The 19,305-nt window shown below is 62.9% G+C and carries 16 protein-coding genes and 1 riboswitch; of the genes, 7 read left to right on the top strand and 9 right to left on the bottom strand.

Going from position 1 to position 19,305, the window contains the following annotated elements; translation table 11 throughout:
- Positions 1 to 4: 4 nt before the first annotated feature.
- The 3 genes from cpdA to TU80_RS00925 all read right to left on the bottom strand — a co-directional run bounded on the left by cpdA (position 5) and on the right by TU80_RS00925 (position 1,976).
- Positions 5 to 820, bottom strand: coding sequence for a 3',5'-cyclic-AMP phosphodiesterase (gene cpdA, locus TU80_RS00935; protein ID WP_057003667.1), 816 nt, complete (start codon positions 818 to 820; stop codon positions 5 to 7).
- A gap of 98 nt (positions 821 to 918) precedes the next feature.
- Complete coding sequence (locus TU80_RS00930; RefSeq protein ID WP_003209507.1) at positions 919 to 1,368, bottom strand: DUF1249 domain-containing protein; 450 nt, start codon at positions 1,366 to 1,368, stop codon at positions 919 to 921.
- A complete protein-coding gene (locus TU80_RS00925; protein ID WP_017849779.1) occupies positions 1,359 to 1,976 on the bottom strand; it encodes an NUDIX domain-containing protein in 618 nt (205 codons plus the stop codon). The genes TU80_RS00930 and TU80_RS00925 overlap by 10 nt, the downstream gene beginning before the upstream one ends.
- Positions 1,977 to 2,168: 192 nt before the next feature.
- Between TU80_RS00925 and TU80_RS00920 the strand changes: the two genes are divergently transcribed.
- Positions 2,169 to 2,915, top strand: a complete 747-nt coding sequence (locus TU80_RS00920) for an RsiV family protein (RefSeq protein WP_017849780.1) — start codon at positions 2,169 to 2,171, stop codon at positions 2,913 to 2,915.
- Here TU80_RS00920 and cytX read toward each other — a convergent pair.
- Positions 2,884 to 4,173, bottom strand: a complete 1,290-nt coding sequence (gene cytX, locus TU80_RS00915) for a putative hydroxymethylpyrimidine transporter CytX (RefSeq protein ID WP_057003666.1) — start codon at positions 4,171 to 4,173, stop codon at positions 2,884 to 2,886. The genes TU80_RS00920 and cytX overlap by 32 nt on opposite strands.
- A 143-nt stretch (positions 4,174 to 4,316) precedes the next feature.
- Positions 4,317 to 6,206, bottom strand: a complete 1,890-nt coding sequence (gene thiC / locus TU80_RS00910; RefSeq protein ID WP_046384919.1) for a phosphomethylpyrimidine synthase ThiC — start codon at positions 6,204 to 6,206, stop codon at positions 4,317 to 4,319.
- Between the two features lie 148 nt (positions 6,207 to 6,354).
- Positions 6,355 to 6,460: riboswitch (TPP riboswitch) on the bottom strand.
- A 195-nt stretch (positions 6,461 to 6,655) separates the two neighbouring features.
- Here thiC and TU80_RS00905 point away from each other — a divergent pair.
- The gene (locus TU80_RS00905; protein ID WP_057003665.1) at positions 6,656 to 8,095 is read left to right on the top strand and encodes a TolC family outer membrane protein; all 1,440 of its coding nucleotides are present in this window, start codon (positions 6,656 to 6,658) and stop codon (positions 8,093 to 8,095) included.
- A gap of 62 nt (positions 8,096 to 8,157) precedes the next feature.
- On the opposite strand, the gene waaA is transcribed toward TU80_RS00905, so the two are convergent.
- Positions 8,158 to 9,435 (bottom strand): lipid IV(A) 3-deoxy-D-manno-octulosonic acid transferase, encoded by a 1,278-nt coding sequence (waaA, locus tag TU80_RS00900; protein ID WP_057003664.1) that lies wholly within the window; start codon positions 9,433 to 9,435, stop codon positions 8,158 to 8,160.
- A gap of 23 nt (positions 9,436 to 9,458) precedes the next feature.
- Positions 9,459 to 10,349 (bottom strand): LysR family transcriptional regulator, encoded by an 891-nt coding sequence (locus TU80_RS00895; RefSeq protein WP_017849785.1) that lies wholly within the window; start codon positions 10,347 to 10,349, stop codon positions 9,459 to 9,461.
- 103 nt (positions 10,350 to 10,452) lie between these two features.
- On the opposite strand from TU80_RS00895, the gene TU80_RS00890 reads away from it, so the two are divergent.
- The 4 genes from TU80_RS00890 (at position 10,453) to TU80_RS00875 (ending at position 13,865) form a co-directional block, all read left to right on the top strand.
- Complete coding sequence (locus TU80_RS00890) at positions 10,453 to 10,788, top strand: DMT family transporter (RefSeq protein WP_026140385.1); 336 nt, start codon at positions 10,453 to 10,455, stop codon at positions 10,786 to 10,788.
- 86 nt (positions 10,789 to 10,874) lie between these two features.
- The gene (locus TU80_RS00885; protein ID WP_046384922.1) at positions 10,875 to 12,050 is read left to right on the top strand and encodes an NAD(P)/FAD-dependent oxidoreductase; all 1,176 of its coding nucleotides are present in this window, start codon (positions 10,875 to 10,877) and stop codon (positions 12,048 to 12,050) included.
- The gene (locus tag TU80_RS00880) at positions 12,047 to 12,859 is read left to right on the top strand and encodes an aldo/keto reductase (RefSeq protein WP_017849788.1); all 813 of its coding nucleotides are present in this window, start codon (positions 12,047 to 12,049) and stop codon (positions 12,857 to 12,859) included. The genes TU80_RS00885 and TU80_RS00880 overlap by 4 nt, the downstream gene beginning before the upstream one ends.
- 40 nt (positions 12,860 to 12,899) lie before the next feature.
- The gene (locus tag TU80_RS00875) at positions 12,900 to 13,865 is read left to right on the top strand and encodes a hypothetical protein (protein WP_017849789.1); all 966 of its coding nucleotides are present in this window, start codon (positions 12,900 to 12,902) and stop codon (positions 13,863 to 13,865) included.
- A gap of 33 nt (positions 13,866 to 13,898) precedes the next feature.
- Here TU80_RS00875 and hldE read toward each other — a convergent pair whose 3' ends face one another.
- Together hldE and msbA are read right to left on the bottom strand one after the other, a co-directional pair.
- The gene (gene hldE, locus TU80_RS00870; RefSeq protein ID WP_026140386.1) at positions 13,899 to 15,323 is read right to left on the bottom strand and encodes a bifunctional D-glycero-beta-D-manno-heptose-7-phosphate kinase/D-glycero-beta-D-manno-heptose 1-phosphate adenylyltransferase HldE; all 1,425 of its coding nucleotides are present in this window, start codon (positions 15,321 to 15,323) and stop codon (positions 13,899 to 13,901) included.
- 127 nt (positions 15,324 to 15,450) lie between these two features.
- On the bottom strand, positions 15,451 to 17,256 hold the full coding sequence (gene msbA, locus TU80_RS00865; RefSeq protein ID WP_046384924.1) for a lipid A export permease/ATP-binding protein MsbA: 1,806 nt from the start codon (positions 17,254 to 17,256) through the stop codon (positions 15,451 to 15,453).
- A 159-nt stretch (positions 17,257 to 17,415) separates the two neighbouring features.
- On the opposite strand from msbA, the gene TU80_RS00860 reads away from it, so the two are divergent.
- Positions 17,416 to 19,284, top strand: coding sequence for a bifunctional O-antigen ligase/aminoglycoside phosphotransferase family protein (locus tag TU80_RS00860; RefSeq protein ID WP_057003663.1), 1,869 nt, complete (start codon positions 17,416 to 17,418; stop codon positions 19,282 to 19,284).
- Positions 19,285 to 19,305: the final 21 nt, after the last annotated feature.

Below are 19,305 nucleotides of genomic sequence, written 5' to 3'. Positions count from 1 at the left end.
ACCTTCAGTAGCCGTTGCTGGCGTAATCCACGGTAAAGGCAAAGCCTTTGACCCGTTCCACCCCGGTCTCCAACCGCCCGTCGGTATGCAGACGCAGCCAGCGATAGCCCGGCGCCTCGGTGCTGACGTTGAAGTCCTCGCTGCCCGGCGTGAACTGGATGCAGGTGGACGGCGACGCCAGCAGACGCACGCCGTTGCGCTCGCGGTCGATCTCCTGGTGTACATGCCCCCAGAGCAAGGCCCGGACCTGAGGGAAACGGTCCAGCACGGCAAACAGTGCCTCGGGGTTGCGCAGGCCGATGGGTTCCATCCACGCACAGCCGACGGGCACCGGATGATGGTGGAAACACACCAGATGATGGCGGTGCGGCGCTTCGCTCAAGGCTTGGGCCAGCAGTTGCAGCTGGCTGTCCTGCAGATAACCCGGCACCGAACCGGGTACGGCGGAGTCGAGCAGGGTAATGCGCCAATTGCCGACGTCGACCACCGGTTCCAGCAGGTCGCTGTGCAGGGCGGCGTGGGCCATGATCTGCGGCTCATCGTGGTTGCCGGGAATCCAGCGCGCCGGCACGCCAAAGGGTGCGGTCATCTCCCTGAAGTGCTGATAGGACGCCAACGTACCGTCCTGGGACAAGTCCCCCGTGGCCAGCAGCAAGTCGATCCGGGGCTGCTGCTCGCGCACCAGGCCGATCACCCGTTGCAAGCTCTCGCGGGTGTTCATGCCCACCAGCGTGGCGTCGGCCTCGGCAAACAGATGGCTGTCGGACAGTTGCACCAGCACTGCCGGTGCATCGGGGGTCACGGTGGGTACGCGGGGCAAGGTGCTCTCCCAAGGCAATCACAGGAATGGACGTATGGCGCGATTATGCTGGGGCAGGACACAAAGAGGAAACCCAGGGAAGCAGATGCAGTTCACATCTACCGCACGACTTCGAACTCGTGGCCCAGGGCCAGACAGTGACTCAACCATTCACCGAGGAACACATTGAGCTGTGCTTTCTCATCGGGCTGGTGCATGAACACATTGGGGTAAGGATAGATGCTGCGAAAGCGTCGCGCATGTTCGGCGCTGATGACTTCGGCCATTCGCGCATCGTGGTACACCTGCACTTCCAGTTGCGGCACCGGCAGCCATGGCAGGCTGTGCTCCTGGCGCACGCGCAGGGTGGTGGTGTACGGGCAATTGACGATGACTTCCAGGGTCAGCACGCCGAGCATCTGGTCGCCATGGGTCACGGCGATGCGCCGTGCCTCGGGCGTGTGGCGCATGTCCGGCAGCAGGCGCATCAGCCGCGCATAGTTGGCCTCGCAGGCGGCTTGCAGCCCGATCAGGTCAACCCGGTATCGTTCCCGTGCCTTTACTGCCATAACCCCCTCACTTCCGCGCGATTGAGCGCTAGCCATTGCAAGGCAATAATGCTGGGCGCATTGGATATCCGACCATCACGCACCGCTTGCAAGGCATCTTCGAAAGCCCAGGTGCTGACGCGGATATCTTCTGCCTCTTCTTCCAGTCCATGGACGCCACCGGCGCCCGAGCTGTCGCAACGGCCCAGGTACAAGTGGACGAATTCGGTACTGCCGCCGGGCGAAGGGAAATATTGGGTGATCGGCCACAGTGCGGAGAATGTCAGTCCAGCTTCCTCCTCGGCTTCGCGGTGTGCAACCTCCTCCGGTTGTTCGTCCTTGTCGATCAGGCCGGCGACCATTTCCACCAGCCACGGGTTGGCGGCGCGGCCCATGGCGCCTACGCGAAACTGCTCGATCAGCACCACTTCATCGCGCTGCGGGTCGTAGGGCAGCACGCACACGGCGTCATGCCGCACGAAGACCTCGCGGTTGATCACCCGGCTCATGCCGCCGTCGAATTTTTCGTGGCGCAGTTGCACGCGATCGAGCTTGTAGAAACCCTGATAGGCATTGTCGCGCTGAACAATCTCGATCGTGCTCGGCGTCGATTTCGCGATGTCCGTCATATCCTTCCTCGTTATGCCCGTGCAATTGGCGCCATCCTAACGCGCTCCTGCCCGTTGGCGCAGCCCCTTTACGGTTGCCGGGATAGACGGCGGGCGTCAAACTCACTCTAATGAGCTTAGTGGCGAACTGACTGCCATGCCGGTAGTCGAAGCTCCACGAATTTCGCTCTTATCGACGGACGAAGACCCTACATGTCACTTTTAAAAATCGCCTCCGTGGCGTGTATCGCCTTGACGCTCGGCGCCTGCCAGAGCCTGTTCCAACCGAACTACAGCACCCCGCTGGAAGCCACCCGCGACGCCAGCGAGCAAAGCAAGCCGGACTGCGCCAACGCCGATTGCCCGCTGGTGAATATCGACACCGTGCATTTTGCCAAGGAGCCCAAGCTCGACGCACTGATCGAACAACGCCTGCTGGAAATGACCCGCACCCGGTCGAGCGACCCGTTGCCGTCGAGCCTGGCGACGTATCGCGAGCAGTTCCTGAGCACCGCCGCGCCACGCAACAGCATGTACTTGCAGGCCAAGGTACGCGAGCAGCATGACGGCTTGGTGATCATCGAACTGTCCAGCTACCTGGACCAGGGCGCCACCCACGGCGAACCGGGCCGCGCCTTCATCAACTATTCGCGCCCGCAGCAAAAAGCCCTGTCGCTGAGCGACATGCTGCTGCCCGGCAAGGAAGAAGCATTCTGGAAGGCCGCCCAGGTGGCGCACAACAGCTGGCTGATCAGCACCCGCCTGAGCCTGGAGCCGGAGTTCGTCAAGCGCTACCCGTTCCAGAAAACCCCGAACGTGGCGCTGACCTCAGGCAGCGTGACCCTCAAGTACCCCACCACCACGATCGCTCCGTATGCCCTGGGCCACATCGAGTTGCAGATTCCTTACTCGCGCCTGGAAGGCATCATCAAGCCTGAGCTGGTGCCCGCGCGCCGCTGAAGACGCACCCGAGGATGAACTGCAACAGCCCTGCCAGCGCCAGTGCCGGCAGGGTCGCGCCGATATCCGGATACAGGTTGGCCAGCAAGTGGTAGGTGCCGATGCCGCCCAGCCAGGCCAGCAACGCCGTCCAGCGTAGCGTGGCAAGCGCGCCCTGGCCGCGGCGGCGCAGGATGAAATGATCGACCAGCACCACGCCAAACAGCGGCGCGAATACCGAACCGATCAACAGCAGAAAGTTCTGGTACTGCGCCAACGGAGCAAAGCAGGCGATCAACGTGCAGAGCACACCGATGGCCAAGGCCAGGTGCTCGACCTTCAGGCGCAACAGAATCCCGCTGGAGACGGCCGCCGAGTGAATATCGGCAAAGGCGTTTTCCGACTCATCCAACAGGATCAGCAACAACGGAATCCCCAGCCCCGCGCCGGCCAGCGCCAGCAACAGCGCGTTGACTTCACCGCTCGGCGCAAACGCCAGGGTGTAGGCCACGCCCAGGCTCATCAGCCAGAAATTGCCGATAAAAAAGCCCAGCGCCGTGCCGCCGAACACGCTTTTCGCGCGTTTGCCGAAGCGCGAATAATCGGCGATCAGCGGCAGCCACGACAGCGGCATGGCGATGGCGATGTCAAACCCCACCGCGAAGGGCATCGAACCGTCACCGGCCTGGGCCCATAGCGTGGCGAGATCGGCTTTGGCGAACAGGTTCCAGGTCAGCCACAGGCAGGCCGCGAGCAGCAGCCAGATGCCCCATTTACGCAGGATCTGGCGCACGAACGTCAGCGGGCCACTGACCGCCAGCAAGGTCGCCAGGCCACCGAAAAACAGGGTCCACAGCATCGGGCTGGCCAACAGGCTGGCGTCGCTGAAGGCCCGCGCGCCCAACAGGCTGGCGGCATCGCGCATGACGATGATTTCAAACGCGCCCCAACCGATCAGTTGCAGCAGGTTCAACAATGCCGGCAGGCTCGCGCCTTTGGCGCCGAGGCTGAGCTTGAGCGCGGCCATGGCGGACAGCCCGGTGTCGCTGCCGATCACGCCGACAGCGGCGAGCAGCAGCACGCCGACCAGGGTGCCGAGGAAAATCGCCAGCAACCCACCGGCCAGGCCCAGGCCGGGCGCGAGCAGCGCGCCGGTTTGCAGGACCATCAGGCCGATGCCGAGGGAGAACCACAGGGAAAACAGATCGCGGGCGCCGAAAACGCGTTTGCCGGTCGGTACTGCGATGTCGGGGGAATAGGTGCTGGGTTGAATGCTCAAGGATGGAATCTCTGAGGGGCATTTGTTGTTTGAAAGATTGTTATCGGGGGCAAGCCCCCTCCCACACTTGAATGTGTTCACAATTCAAATGTGGGAGGGGGCTTGCCCCCGATAAGGCCCTTGAAAGCGCCTACAACCTCGGATCAGACCTTCTTGTAGAGCTGGCTGCCTTCCTGCTTGAACCGCTCAGCCTGCTCGGCCAAGCCCTTGGCCACCTCCACATCCACCGCATCGATGCGCTGGTTGGCCGCGTACTCACGCACTTCCTGGGTGATTTTCATCGAGCAGAACTTCGGCCCGCACATCGAGCAGAAATGCGCGACCTTGGCCGAGTCCTTCGGCAGGGTTTCGTCGTGATACGAACGCGCGGTGTCCGGGTCGAGGCCGAGGTTGAACTGGTCTTCCCAACGGAACTCGAAGCGTGCCTTGCTCAGTGCGTTATCGCGGATCTGCGCGCCCGGATGACCTTTCGCGAGATCGGCTGCATGGGCGGCGATCTTGTAAGTGATGATCCCGGTCTTCACGTCATCCTTGTTCGGCAGGCCCAGGTGTTCCTTGGGTGTGACGTAGCAGAGCATGGCGCAACCGAACCAACCGATCATCGCCGCACCGATGCCGGAGGTGATGTGGTCGTAGCCCGGCGCGATGTCGGTGGTCAGCGGGCCGAGGGTGTAGAACGGCGCCTCGTCGCAGCATTCGAGCTGCTTGTCCATGTTCTCCTTGATCAGTTGCATCGGCACGTGGCCGGGGCCTTCGATCATGGTTTGCACGTCGTGCTTCCAGGCGATCTTGGTCAGCTCGCCGAGGGTTTCCAGCTCGCCGAATTGCGCGGCATCGTTGGCGTCGGCGATCGAACCCGGGCGCAGACCGTCGCCTAAGGAGAAGCTGACGTCATAGGCCTTCATGATTTCGCAGATTTCGTCGAAATGCGTGTAGGTGAAGTTCTCTTTGTGGTGCGCCAGGCACCACTTGGCCATGATCGAGCCGCCGCGGGAGACGATGCCGGTAACGCGCTTGGCGGTCAGCGGCACGTAGCGCAGCAGCACGCCGGCGTGGATGGTGAAGTAGTCGACGCCCTGCTCGGCCTGTTCGATCAGGGTGTCGCGGAACAGCTCCCAGGTCAGGTCTTCAGCGGCGCCGCCGACTTTCTCCAGGGCCTGGTAGATCGGCACTGTGCCGATCGGCACCGGCGAGTTGCGGATGATCCACTCGCGGGTTTCGTGGATGTGCTTGCCGGTGGACAGGTCCATCACCGTGTCCGAGCCCCAGCGAATGCCCCAGGTCAGTTTCGCCACTTCTTCTTCGATGGACGAGCCCAGGGCGCTGTTGCCGATGTTGCCGTTGATCTTCACCAGGAAGTTACGGCCGATGATCATCGGTTCCAGTTCGGTGTGGTTGATGTTGGCCGGGATGATCGCGCGGCCGCGGGCGATTTCTTCGCGCACGAATTCCGGGGTGATGATCTTCGGCACGCTGGCGCCGAAGCTGTAGCCGGCGTGTTGCTGGTCGAGCAGGCCGCTGGCGCGGGCTTCTTCGAGCTTCATGTTTTCGCGGATGGCGACGTATTCCATCTCGGCGGTGATGATGCCTTTGCGCGCATAGTGCATCTGCGTGACGTTGGCACCGGCCTTGGCGCGGCGCGGGTTCTTCACATGGGCGAAGCGCAGCGCAGTCAGTTCGGCATCGGTCAGGCGTTGCTGGCCGAAGTGCGAGCTCAGGCCCGACAGGCGTTCGGTGTCGCCACGCGACTCGATCCACGGCGAGCGCACATCGCCCAGGCCCTTGCGCACATCGATGATGACGTTGGGGTCGGTGTAGGGGCCGGAGGTGTCGTAGACCACCACGGGGGCGTTGATCTCACCACCGAAATCGGTGGGGGTGACGTCGAGGCTGATTTCACGCATCGGCACGCGGATGTCCGGACGGGTGCCTTGCACGTAGATTTTCTGCGAGCGGGTAAACGGTTGCACGGAGCCGGAGTCGACCTTGGCCGATTCACTCAAATGCACGGTATTTTTTGGTTTTGTACTCATCACGGGCTCTCCAACTATCCAGGCGGTGGATTTTTGTCGGAGCGAACCTGTGGCGGATGGACGCACTGGAAGCAGTGCTGTGCTGGGTACTCGAGGGTTGTTCGAAGGTCGAACAACATCCCGGACAAAGCACAAGAGGACTCGCCGGGTGACGAGAAATCTTGTTCCCTACGCAGGCGTTAACCTGATCAGGTTCAACGGGATCCGGTATTTACCGATCTCAGCCTTCCAACAAGGCACCCCGACAAGAACCCGGCCAGTCTAGACAGGGTGAGGGCAAATTGCCAATAACGGAGCATTCAGCGTGATGAATGGCGCAATTGCAGGATTGTTGCGCCGTGTAACCACCACTACACTCGGTGACTGCCCCGACGCTTGACGCCAGGAATGGCCAACCGTAGCCTTGGGCGTTAAATTATCATCGTAATATTAAAACTAGGGATCAATTCATGCTGCGCAAACTCTCACTGGCTCTCGCCGTGTCTTGTGCGACCAACGGAATGGTCTGGGCAGCTGAAGCGCCCTTGTCCGCCCGAACCGACCTGGTCAGCGTCTACCAGGAAGCGGTGGACAACAACGCCGACCTGGCCGCCGCCCGCGCCCAGTACGGTGCGCAGAAAGAAGTGGTGCCCCAGGCCCGCGCCGGTTTGCTGCCCAACCTGTCGGCCGGTGCCGATATCAACAATTCGCGCACCCAGATCGACACCCCGGCCGCCACCGCCAACCGCGACGCGCATTCCTGGCGTGCGACCTTGAGCCAGCCGCTGTTCCGCGCCGACCGCTGGTTCCAACTGCAAGCCGCCGAAGCCGTCAACGAACAGGCTGCGCTGCAACTTTCAGCCACCGAACAGAACCTGATCCTGCAAAGCGCCGAGAACTACTTCGCCGTGCTGCGCGCCCAGGACAACCTGGCCTCCACCAAGGCCGAAGAAAACGCCTTCAAGCGCCAACTGGACCAGTCCAACGAACGCTTCGACGTGGGCCTGTCGGACAAGACCGACGTGCTGCAATCCCAGGCCAGCTACGACACCGCGCGGGCCAACCGGATCGTCGCGCAACGCCAGGTGGACGACGCCTTCGAAGCACTGATCGCGCTGACCAACCGTCAATACAATTCGATCCAGGGCATTGTGCATACACTGCCGGTGCTGCCGCCGCTGCCGAACGACGCCAAGGCCTGGGTCGAAACCGCCGGCCGCCAGAACCTGAACCTGCTCGCCAGCAACTACGCCGTCACCGCCGCCGAGGAAACCCTCAAGCAGCGCAAGGCCGGGCACGCGCCGACCCTGGACGCCGTGGCGCAGTATGAAAAGGGCGATAACGACGCGCTCGGCTTCAGCAACCCGAATGCCTTCGGCACGCCTTATGGCGGCGATGTCTCGCAACGCACCATTGGCCTGCGCCTGAATATCCCGCTGTACAGCGGTGGCCTGACCAGCTCGCAAGTGCGCGAATCGTACTCGCGCCTGGGCCAGACCGAGCAGCAACGCGAAGGCCTGCGCCGCCAGGTGGTGGAAAACACGCGCAACCTGCACCGCGCGGTCAACACCGACGTGGAGCAGGTGCAGGCACGCCGCCAGTCGATCATCTCCAACCAGAGCGCGGTGGAAGCCACGGAAATCGGTTATCAGGTGGGTACGCGCAATATCGTCGACGTGCTCGACGCCCAGCGCCAGCTCTATGCGTCGGTGCGCAACTACAACAACAGCCGCTACGACTACATCCTCGACAACCTGCGCTTGAAGCAGGCAGCCGGCACGTTGAACCCTGGGGACCTGCAAGACCTGACGCGCTATCTCAAGGCCGACTACAACCCGGACCGCGACTTCCTGCCGCCGGACCTGGCCAAGGCCGCCGCCGAGCAGCTCAAGGCCCGCCCGGGTTATTGATCGCACCACAGAACCAATGTGAGAAGGGGCTTGCTCCCTTCCACATTTGGATCGGTATTGCGTCAGTGAGTTATCAGGCGATCAAGGCCATCCAACAGTCGCTTCAAAGCGCCCTGGTTGGCCTGCATCACCTTAAGCCCCGCCTGCGCCATCCGCTGGGCATCCTGCGGTAGCTCGAACAGCTGCCGCACGGCCTCGGCCAAACCTTCGGCATCATCCACCTCACGCAACGCCCCGGCGTCGCGCAGCATTGCGCTGATTTCGAGGAAGTTGAACCGGTGCGGCCCCATGATCACTGGCTTGCCCAACGCCGCCGGTTCCAGTGGGTTGTGCCCGCCGGTCGCGACCAGGCTGCCACCCACCAACGCGCTGTCGGCCAAGGCATACAAAAACAGCAACTCGCCCATGGTGTCGCCGAGCAACACGGCGGTGTGCGCGGTGACCGGCTCGCCGCTGGAACGACGCACCGTGGCGAACCCTTGTCGCTCGCACAGCTCAAACATCGGGCCGAAGCGTTCCAGATGACGCGGCACCAGAATCAGCAGCGCATTGGGATAGCTGGCGAGCAGTTGGCGATGGGCCGCCAGCACCACCTCATCTTCGCCTTCGTGGGTACTGGCGGCGATCCACACCGGGCGCTCGCCGGCGCCCCACTGTTCGCGCAACGCGGCCGCGCGCGCCAGCAGTTGCGGGTCGATGGTCAGGTCGAACTTGATCGAGCCGGTCACTTGCACCGTGTCCGCACGCGCACCCAGGCTGCGGAAACGCTCGGCCTCAGTCTCGGTCTGCACGGCGATCAGACTCATTTCTGCCAGCATCGGCGCCGTCAGTCTGGCAAAACGTGCGTAGCCCTTGGCCGAACGCGCCGACAAGCGTGCATTGGCCAGCGCCACCGGAATCCCGCGCTGGGCGCAGGCGTGGATGTGGTTGGGCCACAGCTCGGTCTCCATGATCACGGCCAGTTTGGGCTGGACACGGTCGAGAAAACGCTTGGCCGCGCAGGGCAAGTCATAGGGCAAGTAGCAATGCTGGACGCGCGGTTCATCGGCGAACAATGCCTGGATACGCTCGGAGCCGGTGGGTGTCATGCAGGTGACCGTCATCGGCAACTGCGGATAACGCGCCAGCAGGCCACGGATCATCGGCGCGGCGGCGATGCTTTCGCCCACCGACACCGCATGCACCCAGATCCCGCCCGGTTGCATCCGCGGCAAGCCGTAGGAAAAGCGCTCGCCCACGCGCTTGGCGTAGGCCGGCGCCTTGCGCGCGCGCAGCCATAGACGTAAAGCCACCAACGGCAGCGCCAGGTAAAACAGACAGCTGTAGAGAGTTCTATTCATGGCGGCGGAGTTTATCGGCTTTTTCAATCGATCGCCTGCAAGCACTCGGCAAAACGCTCGGCGAGAAAGCGTGCGGCAGGGCCCAGGGGTTCATCGCGGCGCCACACCAGCTCGACCACAAGGGCCGGCGGGGTCCATTCGCTGTCGAGTTCGACCATTTGGTTCTGGTACGCGGGGTATTGCACCACATGCCGGGGCAACCAGGCCCAACCCAGGCCACGGATAAGCCATTCGGCCAGCACGTAGAAGCTGTCGGCGCGCCACACCTGCGGGCTGGCGGCCTCGCTGCCGGGGTAGACGCTGGTCTGGGTCGACATCAGCAACTGGCGATACTGCGCCAACCCCTGGCAGTCCACGGTTTGCTGCGCCGCCAGCGGATGGCGACGCCCGCACACCGTGACCATTTCCACACTGCCGACGACCCGCCGCTCCAACGCTTCGGGGATTTGATCGTGATAGAACAACATGCCCAGGTCGGCCCTGCGCTCCACCAGTTTGCGTGCGACATCGCCCTGGGCAGCGCTGGAAAGCTGCACCTCGAGGTTGGGAAACTGGCCGGCCAAGGCGTCGAGACTGTCGAGGACCGGCTGGTACAGCATCGCTTCATCCTGGGCCAGGCGCAGGCAGGCTTCTTCGCCGCGCACCAACGACAGTGCGCGGCCATTGAGGCGTTCGCACTGGCGCAGCACTTCCCGAGCCTCTTCGAGCAGCACCGTGCCGGCTTCGGTCAAGCGCGGCTGGCGGCCGCTGCTTCGTTCGAACAGGCTGACGCCCAGGTCCGCTTCCAGCAAGGCGATCCCGTTGCTGACCGCCGACTGAGCCTTGCGCTGCTGACGCGCTACCGCCGAAAAAGAACGCTGCTCGGCGACGCTGACGAACAGGCGCATCTGTTCCAGGTTCCACTGCACATTCATGGCACAACCCATCTTTAATTCGGATAGGTAATGACTTTACCCCATCTGACGAGCCTCTAGAATGCCGACCTTATCCAGCGCGCTACACACCGAGGACCGCACCATGACCCCTGCCTACTACTACCTGGCCATCGCCATCTGCTCGGAAGTCATCGCCACCGTTTCCATGAAAGCCATCAAGGGCTGGAGCACACCGATCCCACTGCTGCTGGTGATCGTCGGCTACGGTGTGGCGTTCTGGATGCTGACCCTGGTGGTGCGTACAGTGCCGGTCGGCGTGGCGTATGCCGTGTGGGCTGGGATGGGCATCGTGATGGTCAGCGTCGCGGCGCTGTTCATCTATGGGCAGAAGCTCGATCTGCCGGCAATGCTGGGGATGGGCTTGATTGTGTTGGGCGTGGTGGTGATTCAACTGTTCTCGAAAACGGCGGGGCACTGACCTCACGCGTCAATATTGATCCCGCGCAAAGATCCATTCGTTGAGTCTGTATACTTGGCACCTTGATTTGAACACTGAGGTTGCCCATGCCATCCGTTATTTCCACCGACGTTCTGATTGTCGGCGCCGGAGTTGCCGGCCTCTGGCTGAATGCGCGCCTGCGCCGCCAGGGGTTTTCCACGGTGGTGGTGGAAAACGCCACCCTGGGAGGCGGGCAAAGCGTGAAGTCCCAAGGCATCATTCATGGCGGTGCGAAATACGCGCTGCACGGTGCACTCACCGGCGCCTCCGAAGCGATTGCCGATATGCCGCGGCGCTGGCGTGAGGCCCTGGCCGGTCACGGCGAACTGGACCTGACCGGCGTGCGCCTGCTCTCCGAAGCCCATTACCTGTGGTCCCCTGGCACGCTCGCCGGCAACCTCACCAGCTTCTTCGCCAGCAAGGCCGTGCGCGGCCGCGTCGATCAGGTCAAGGGCGACGCCCTGCCGCCAGCCCTGCAAGACCGCCGCTTCAAGGGCAAGGTCTATCGCCTGTCGGAATTGGTGGTCGACGTGCCGAGCCTGATCGGACGCCTGGCGCAGTTGGCCGGCGATGGTTTGCTCGCCGGACAACACATCGAACCGCTGCGGGAAAACGACGCATTGGTCGGTCTGAAAGTCGACGGCCGCGAGATCCGCGCCCAGCGCATCGTCTTGAGCGCCGGCGGCGGCACTGCCGATCTGCTCGCCGCCCTGGGCCTGAGCGAGCCGGCCATGCAAAAGCGCGCGCTGCACATGATCATCGCCAAAGGCCCAGGCCTGAAACCGCTGTACGCCCACTGCCTGGGCGGCGGCACCAAACCGCGCCTCACCGTGACCACGCACCCGGCCGCCGATGGCAACTGGGTGTGGTACATGGGCGGCGACATCGCCGAGGCCGACGGCGTAGCACGCACGCCACAGGAACAGATCGCCACCGCGCAGCACGAGTTGGCGCTTCTGCTGCCGTGGATCGACATGAGCCACACCGAATGGGCCACCCTGCGCGTCGAACGTGCCGAGCCGCTGCAATCGGGCCTGACTCGCCCCGACAACGCCTTCCTCGCCGAACAGGGCCGCCTGCTCGTGGGCTGGCCGACCAAGCTGGCCCTGGCACCGGACTTCGCCGACCGGGTGCTCCACGCCCTCGAACGCGATGGCATCCAACCCGGCCCCGCCACCCCGCTGCCCGAGCTGCCCAAACCCGCCATCGGCCAACCGGCCTGGGAGCAACTGTTGCCATGAGCCTGCCCACCCTGCACGACCTGCACCGCCCGCTGGGCAGTACCGGCCTGCTGGTGTCGCCGCTGGGCCTGGGCACCGTCAAGCTCGGTCGCGACCAAGGGGTGAAATACCCCAGCGGCTTCCAGATTCCCGATGACGACGAAGCGCGCCTGCTGCTGCGCCAGGCCCGTCAGTTGGGCATCAACCTGATCGATACCGCGCCGGCCTATGGCCGCAGCGAAGAACGCCTGGGGCCGCTGTTGCGGGGCCAGCGCAACGAGTGGGTGATTGTCAGCAAGGTCGGCGAAGAATTCGACAATGGCGTGTCCCGTCACGACTTCAGCGCGGCCCATACCCGGATGTCGATCGAACGCAGCCTGAAACGACTGGAAACCGACTTTATCGACCTGGTGCTGGTGCATTCCGACGGCAACGACCTGCACATTCTCAACGACTGCGAGGTGTACCAGACCCTCGCAGACTTGAAACGAGAAGGCAAAATCCGCGGTTTCGGCTTCTCCGGCAAAACCGTCGAAGGCGGCGTGAAGGCTCTGGAACAGGGCGATTGCGCAATGGTCACCTACAATCTGAACGAACAGGCCGAGAAAGCCGTCATTGATTATGCGGCCGCCCATGGCAAAGGCATCCTGGTGAAAAAAGCCCTCGCCAGCGGCCACGTCTGCCTGGAACCGGGAATGGACCCCATACGTGCCAGTTTCATGTTGTTGTTTGCGCAAACGGGTGTCGCCAGTGCTATTGTCGGGACCATTAATCCGCTGCACCTGGCTCACAACGTGGCGACCGCTGCCCAGGTCATTCGTCAACTCTGATGCCGCCGACGCGGCCGCCCCGACGTAAGAAGGAGCCGACATGTCGCGAACGCTCATAAGAAAAAACCCCAGCAACTTCAAGACTCTGCCACTGCATGTCGAAGCCACCCCCGAAGGCCTGAGCTACCAGAGCGTCGGCATGCCGCTCAACTTTGCCCAGACCCTGCAACGGCGCAAGCCGGTAGAAGTGACAGACCCGGAGCGTTTCGCCCTCGAGCTGGCCAACCTCGGCGTGTCGGTGCGTTTGACCCTGCATTGGCAAAACAAGGATTACTGGGTGCTGGTGCGCCAACGCCGCCAGGACCGTGGCGACGTGGTGCTCAAGCTGATTTCCGGCTACGTCCCCGCCCATGAGCTGAACCTGCCGCTGCACACCGCCATCCAGGAAATCGCCGAAGAGTGCCTGCTGGAGACGCCCGAAGGCTGGCTCAGCGGGCGCTTCAACGACACCTGGCTGCCGGCGCCCTACTCCGCCGCGCTGCACTACCGCGAAGCCTTGCCGTTTCGCTTGAGCCCCTTGTCCGGCGCGGCCCGCCCGGTGCGCTGCGCGACCACGCAACTGATCGAGCGCCCACGGGCCTACGTCCACTTGCCTACGGCCTCGCTGCAATTGATTTATGACTTGCGCCTGGAGGTGCCCAAGGAAGCCAAATCCTTGAGCCTGTTCCATGTGGATGAGCGACTCGAAGGCGATCAACTGGTCGCGCGCCTGGACCGCCAGCGCCCGGACCTGTACCTGATGCCCTTGAAGGACGGGCAGCCGCTCGCCGAGCTGTATACGGTCAAGAAAGATCAGCTGTACCCGGCGAGCACGCGGGGTTTGTACCTGGCGGAGAGCTTCGCCCAGCAGGACGGCTGGGTGGTGCGCGACGAGCGGATTCGTTGGAAGGATTGGCTCAGGCAGCAAGGCCTGGCCGTCCCGGAGAAAGAGTCGAAGCTCAAGCGCCTGACCGGCAAGGCCCGGCAGATGTTGCGCAAGATCGTGCCAAAGAAGGCCAGACCGTAGGAGCGAGCAGGCCCGCGCCTACGGCCGCAAGCCTTATTCGTGATTGCGGATTTTTTCCACGATCGCGGTCGTCGAGCTGTTCTCAACCAACCCCAGCACTTTGACCTTGCCGCCGTAGGCGCTGACGATGTCGGCGCCGACCACCTGGTCGACGGAATAGTCGCCGCCCTTGACCAGCACATCGGGCTTGACCTGGGCCAGCAGGTTTTCCGGGGTGGCTTCGGGGAAGCTGATCACCCAGTCCACCGCACCCAGGCCGGCCAGGACCGCCATGCGTCGGTCGACACTGTTGATCGGGCGGCCCGGACCTTTCAGGCGGCTGACCGACGCATCGTCATTGACCGCGACGATCAGGCGATCGCCTTGGGCGCGCGCCTGTTCCAGGTACGTCACATGACCGGCATGCAGGATGTCGAAACAGCCATTGGTGAACACAATGCTTTCGTTGTGGGCGCGCGCGTCGTCAATCGCCAGCAGCAATTGCTCGAGACTCAACACCCCACGCTCGGAGCCTTCGGAACGCTGGATCGCACGGCGCAGTTCGGGCGCGCTGATCGCGGCGGTGCCGAGCTTGCCGACCACGATGCCCGCTGCCAGGTTGGCCAGGGCCACGGCGTGGGGCAATTCCTCGCCGGCCGCGATGGAGGCGGCCAGGGTGGAAATCACGGTGTCGCCGGCGCCGGTGACGTCGAACACTTCACGCGCACGCGCCGGCAGGTGCATCGCCGCATAGCCCGGGCGCAGCAAGGTCATGCCGTGCTCGCCACGGGTCACCAGCAAGGCGCCCAGGTCCAGTTCGGCCATCAGCGTCGCGCCCTTGCTCACCAATTCGTGCTCATCGGCGCAACCGCCGACGATGGCTTCGAACTCGCTGAGGTTCGGCGTGATCAGGCTGGCGCCGCGATAAATCGAGAAGTCCTTGCCCTTGGGATCGGCCAGCACCGGAATATTGCGGGCCTTGGCGGCCTGGATCAGCATCTGGTGGTTCTTCAGTGCGCCTTTGCCGTAGTCGGACAACACCAGCACCTTGATGCCTTCGAGCAACTCATCGACCTGCGCGCTGAGGGCCAGGGCGTCGGTGGCGAAGGGTTCTTCGAAATCGATGCGCAGCAATTGCTGGTGACGGCTCATGACCCGCAGCTTGACGATGGTCGGCTGATGGGCGATGCGCTGGAACAGCGCGCGCACGCCGGCACCGCGCAGGCTGTTGGCCAGGCTGTCGGCGGCTTCGTCGTCGCCGGTCACGCCCACCAGAGAGGCTGGGGCGCCGAGGGCGGCAATATTGAGGGCAACGTTGGCAGCGCCGCCTGGACGGTCTTCGATTTGCTCGACCTTGACTACCGGTACCGGCGCCTCAGGGGAAATCCGTGAGGTTCCGCCATGCCAGTAACGGTCGAGCATGACATCGCCGACCACCAAGACAGGGGCTTGATCGAATCGCGGCATGGACAACTTCATGGAGCAACCCACATACAAAATGAACAGGGGCGCGATATTAGCACAGGGTTACAGAAGGCTTGTGGGGGTGTGACAGAAGATGTTGCAGGAACGTTGGTGAGGCGGATTGCCCGCCCCACCAAGGGTATCAGGTGATATCCGCCGACACCGGGGCATCCAGGCCCATGGCATGCAGGCGGGCGTAGTAGCCGTTCTGTGCAAGCAATTGACCGTGGGTGCCGCGCTCGACAATACGCCCGTCGTCCATCACCAGGATCAGGTCGGCCTTCTCGATGGTGGACAGGCGGTGCGCGATCACCAGGGTCGTGCGGCCTTGCATGACCTTGTCCAGCGCCGCCTGAATGTGGCGCTCGGACTCAGTGTCGAGGGCCGAGGTGGCCTCGTCGAGAATCAGCAGCGGCGCATTCTTGAGCAGGGCGCGGGCAATTGCCAGGCGCTGGCGTTGACCGCCGGACAGCAGCACGCCGTTTTCGCCGACCTGGGTGTCGAAGCCTTTAGGCAACTGGTCAATGAAGTCCTTGGCGTTGGCATCCATCGCGGCGGCTTCGACGTCGGCCCGTGGTGCGCCGGCCAGGTCGCCGTAGGCGATGTTGTTGGTCACCGTGTCGCTGAACAGGGTCACGTGCTGGGTCACCTGGGCGATGTGCTTGCGCAGGTTGAGCAGTTTGTAGTCTTCGATCTCGACGCCATCGAGCAGGATTTCACCGCTTGCATGGTGGTAGAAGCGCGGGATCAGGCTGGCCAGGGTCGACTTGCCGCTGCCCGAGCGCCCCACCAGGGCGATCATCTGCCCAGGCTCGGCGGTAAAGCTGATGTCCTTGAGCACAGGGCGTTCGGTGCCGGGATAGGTGAAGTTGAGGTGACGCACCTCCAGATGGCCGCTGACCTTGTCGCGCTCGATCGTGCCGTTGTCGACTTCAGCCTCTTCGTCCAGCTGTTCGAAAATGCTCTCGGCGCCCGCCACACCCTTCTGGATGGTCGAACTGACTTCCGACAACTGGCGGATCGGCTTAGGCAGCAGACCGGCCAAAGTGATGTAGGCCACCATGTCGCCCGCCGATGCGTCGCCGCGCAGGTAAAGCACCAGGAACATCAGCACGGCCATGGCGGTGTAGATCACCAGTTGCAGCGCCGGGGTGTAGATCGCCCCGGTGCGGGTCATGCGCAGTTGCTTGTTGGTGTTGCTCTGGCTGGCCTTGAGGAAGCGTTTTTCCTCGTAGATCTCGCCGCCGAAGCTGCGCACGACGCGGTAACCCTGGATGGTTTCAGACGCCACGTGGGTCACGTCGCCCATGGCCACCTGGATCTTCTTGCTCTGTTTGCGGAATTTCTTGCTGGCCGTGCTGACCATCACCGCAATCAACGGCAGGATGGCGATCATCACCAGCGTCAGGCGCCAGTTCATGAACAGCAGCGAAGCGAACAGGAAGATCACGGTCATGCCTTCGCGAATCACCACCTTGATCGCATCGGTCGCCGCCCCCGTGACCATGGTCACGTTGAAGGTGATGCGGGAAATCAGGTGCCCGGAGTTGTGATTGTCGAAGTAGCGGTTGGGCAGCGTCAGCAGGTTGTTGAACAGTTGCACCCGCAGGTCGTGGACCAGGCCCAGGGAAACCTTGGCCAGCAGGTAGTTACCGAGGAACGAACCCAGGCCCTGCCAGGCGGCGATCAGGATGATCAGCAGCGGCACGGCCTGCAGCAATTGCAGGTCGCGCAGGAACGGCACGCTGGGGAACAACACGGCTTGCGGGTTCGAAAGGCCGTCGACAAAGTACTTGAGGATGTACCCCAGCATCGGCTGGGTCGACGCGAAAATCAGAAATCCGACAATACTCAGCGCGAACAAACCCGCATAGGGCCTGACGTAACTGAGCAGGCGGAAGTATATTTTCAAGCTCGAAGGGCTTGCGCTCGGACTGGAGTCGGTCATATCACGCGGCGTTTTAAAAAAGGAGGCTGACTTTAGCACAGCTTCTCTGTTGTACTTGCACCCCACATGACCCGCGGGCCGGCGAAATCCAACCGGCGACATTATATAGCCACTACTTTAAGATGGTCGGCTTTCTATTTCTGAAATGGCTTTTACCGTATGCAGTGCAAGCGTCTTACCTATGGCTCAAATCGCGTCTTCGACTTCCTGGTCCTATGGATTTTGCCCATTGGCTTGTTGCTTCTGCTGAGTTCGCTGTTCTTCGTCACCAATCGCAACGTGCTGCACAGGTTCTACTACGTCCTGTTCAGCGCGCCGACCTTGTTGCTGTTGTGCCTGCGCCCCAGGGAATTCATGGAGTTGCTGCGTGAGCCGCTGGCCATCGCATTCCTGGTCTTCTCCGCCTGGGCCCTGACCAGCCTGTTCTGGAGCCCGGAGTTTCATCCCGACACCGACCTGTTCAAGCGACCGCTGCACACGTTCATGTTGTTTGCCGGCTGCGGGCTGTTGCTGCATTACCGCAACGACCTGTTCAAGCCCGTGTTCTTCAGTGCGGCAGTGATCGCACTGGTGGCGACCCTGTGTGACCTGGTGGCCTTCGCCAAGGGGTTTGAGCCGGGCCTTGAAATACGCATGATCGGCGGCCGCGGCGCCCTCGACAACCCGCTGCTCAGCTCCCACGTGTTCGGTTTTTTCAGCGTCTACTGGTTGTATGTCTGCATGACCAGCCAGCGCTTTCAGGTGCTGTGGTTCAGCGTACCGGCCCTGGCAATCATGACCCTCGCGGTGCTGGCCACCGGTTCCCGCACGCCGCTGGTGGCACTGACCCTGGCCATCCTGTGGATGAGTTTTGTCAGCCGCAACCGCCGCTCGGTCTTGATGATCACGGGCCTGGTCCTGGGCGCCGCCGCGCTCTTGCTGTTCTACCCTGAACTGATCACCAACCGTGGCAGCTCGTTCCGCCTCGAACTGTGGAGCATGACGCTGCAGCGCATCGCCGACCATCCGTGGATCGGCCACAGCTACGACTCCGAGCTGTACCTGACCCTGGCTCAGATCGACGGCTACCAACTGCGCGAACCCCACAGCTTTGCCCTGGGCGTCCTGTATTACGTCGGCATCATCGGCTTTATCCCGTGGATCTTCATGCTCGGCTGGGGCCTGTACAAAAGCCTCAAAGAGCGGGCGCAACCGCTGTTCATCCTTGCGTCCTCCCTGCTGGCCTACGGCATCGGCGCCGGCCTGACCGAGGGCGGCGGCATCCTGTCGCGGCCCAAGGAACACTGGTTCCTGCTGTGGATTCCTTTGGCGATCATCGCCGGCCTGAGCATCGCCCAGCGCCGCCACAGCCTGCTGCGCATGCCGGTGCAAACCCTCAAGGCCGAGGCCTTCGATCAACTGTGCCACGACGCCCATGTGATTGAAGCCGACGGCCTGGGCCCGAAAGTCCTGCGCCTGGAAGACGGCAGTTTCCTCAAGGTCTTCCGCGCACGCCGCTGGTACACCTCGGGCAGCTTCAACCCTTATTCCGAGCGGTTTGCCAACAACGCCGAACAATTACGCAGCCTGGGCATTCCCACCCCGCAGATCCTCGGCGTGTACAGCCTGCGCGACGCCAGCAGTGCCGTCACCTACTCGCCACTGCCCGGCCTGACCCTGCGCCAGGCCCTGCAAAGCCTGGACAGTAGCCTGCGCGAATCGCTGATCGAGCGCTTCGGTCGATTCATGGCCCAATTGCATGAGCGTGGTGTGTACTTCCGCTCGCTGCACCTGGGCAACGTGCTGCTGATGGATGACGGCGAGTTCGCGCTGATCGATATCGCCGACCTGCGCATCTTCCCGTCGGCCCTGCGCAATGCCTTGCGCCAACGCAACCTGCGCCATATGCAACGTTACCCGCAGGACCGCAACTGGCTGTTCGAAGCGCACTTCGAGCAACTGGCCAAGGGTTACGCCAGCATCGCCAGCCCAAAAGCCACGGCAAAAATCCGCGAGCAGGTCCAGGGCCTGGCTAGCCCGGCCGCCTGATAAAAAAGGCGACTATCACTG

This window comes from Pseudomonas veronii, assembly GCF_001439695.1.
Classification (GTDB): domain Bacteria; phylum Pseudomonadota; class Gammaproteobacteria; order Pseudomonadales; family Pseudomonadaceae; genus Aquipseudomonas; species Aquipseudomonas veronii.
Note: the sequence above shows the minus strand (reverse complement) of the source record. Positions and strands in the feature narration are given on the sequence as shown.

Coding starts and splice junctions, on each gene's coding strand:
- waaA (WP_057003664.1), bottom strand. CDS start 9,435: ATGAATAGAACTCTCTACAGCTGTCTGTTTTACCTGGCGCTGCCGTTG.
- TU80_RS00895 (WP_017849785.1), bottom strand. CDS start 10,349: ATGAATGTGCAGTGGAACCTGGAACAGATGCGCCTGTTCGTCAGCGTC.
- TU80_RS00905 (WP_057003665.1), top strand. CDS start 6,656: ATGCTGCGCAAACTCTCACTGGCTCTCGCCGTGTCTTGTGCGACCAAC.
- TU80_RS00920 (WP_017849780.1), top strand. CDS start 2,169: ATGTCACTTTTAAAAATCGCCTCCGTGGCGTGTATCGCCTTGACGCTC.
- TU80_RS00885 (WP_046384922.1), top strand. CDS start 10,875: ATGCCATCCGTTATTTCCACCGACGTTCTGATTGTCGGCGCCGGAGTT.
- TU80_RS00925 (WP_017849779.1), bottom strand. CDS start 1,976: ATGACGGACATCGCGAAATCGACGCCGAGCACGATCGAGATTGTTCAG.
- TU80_RS00860 (WP_057003663.1), top strand. CDS start 17,416: ATGCAGTGCAAGCGTCTTACCTATGGCTCAAATCGCGTCTTCGACTTC.
- TU80_RS00875 (WP_017849789.1), top strand. CDS start 12,900: ATGTCGCGAACGCTCATAAGAAAAAACCCCAGCAACTTCAAGACTCTG.
- TU80_RS00890 (WP_026140385.1), top strand. CDS start 10,453: ATGACCCCTGCCTACTACTACCTGGCCATCGCCATCTGCTCGGAAGTC.
- thiC (WP_046384919.1), bottom strand. CDS start 6,206: ATGAGTACAAAACCAAAAAATACCGTGCATTTGAGTGAATCGGCCAAG.
- TU80_RS00880 (WP_017849788.1), top strand. CDS start 12,047: ATGAGCCTGCCCACCCTGCACGACCTGCACCGCCCGCTGGGCAGTACC.
- msbA (WP_046384924.1), bottom strand. CDS start 17,256: ATGACCGACTCCAGTCCGAGCGCAAGCCCTTCGAGCTTGAAAATATAC.
- TU80_RS00930 (WP_003209507.1), bottom strand. CDS start 1,368: ATGGCAGTAAAGGCACGGGAACGATACCGGGTTGACCTGATCGGGCTG.
- hldE (WP_026140386.1), bottom strand. CDS start 15,323: ATGAAGTTGTCCATGCCGCGATTCGATCAAGCCCCTGTCTTGGTGGTC.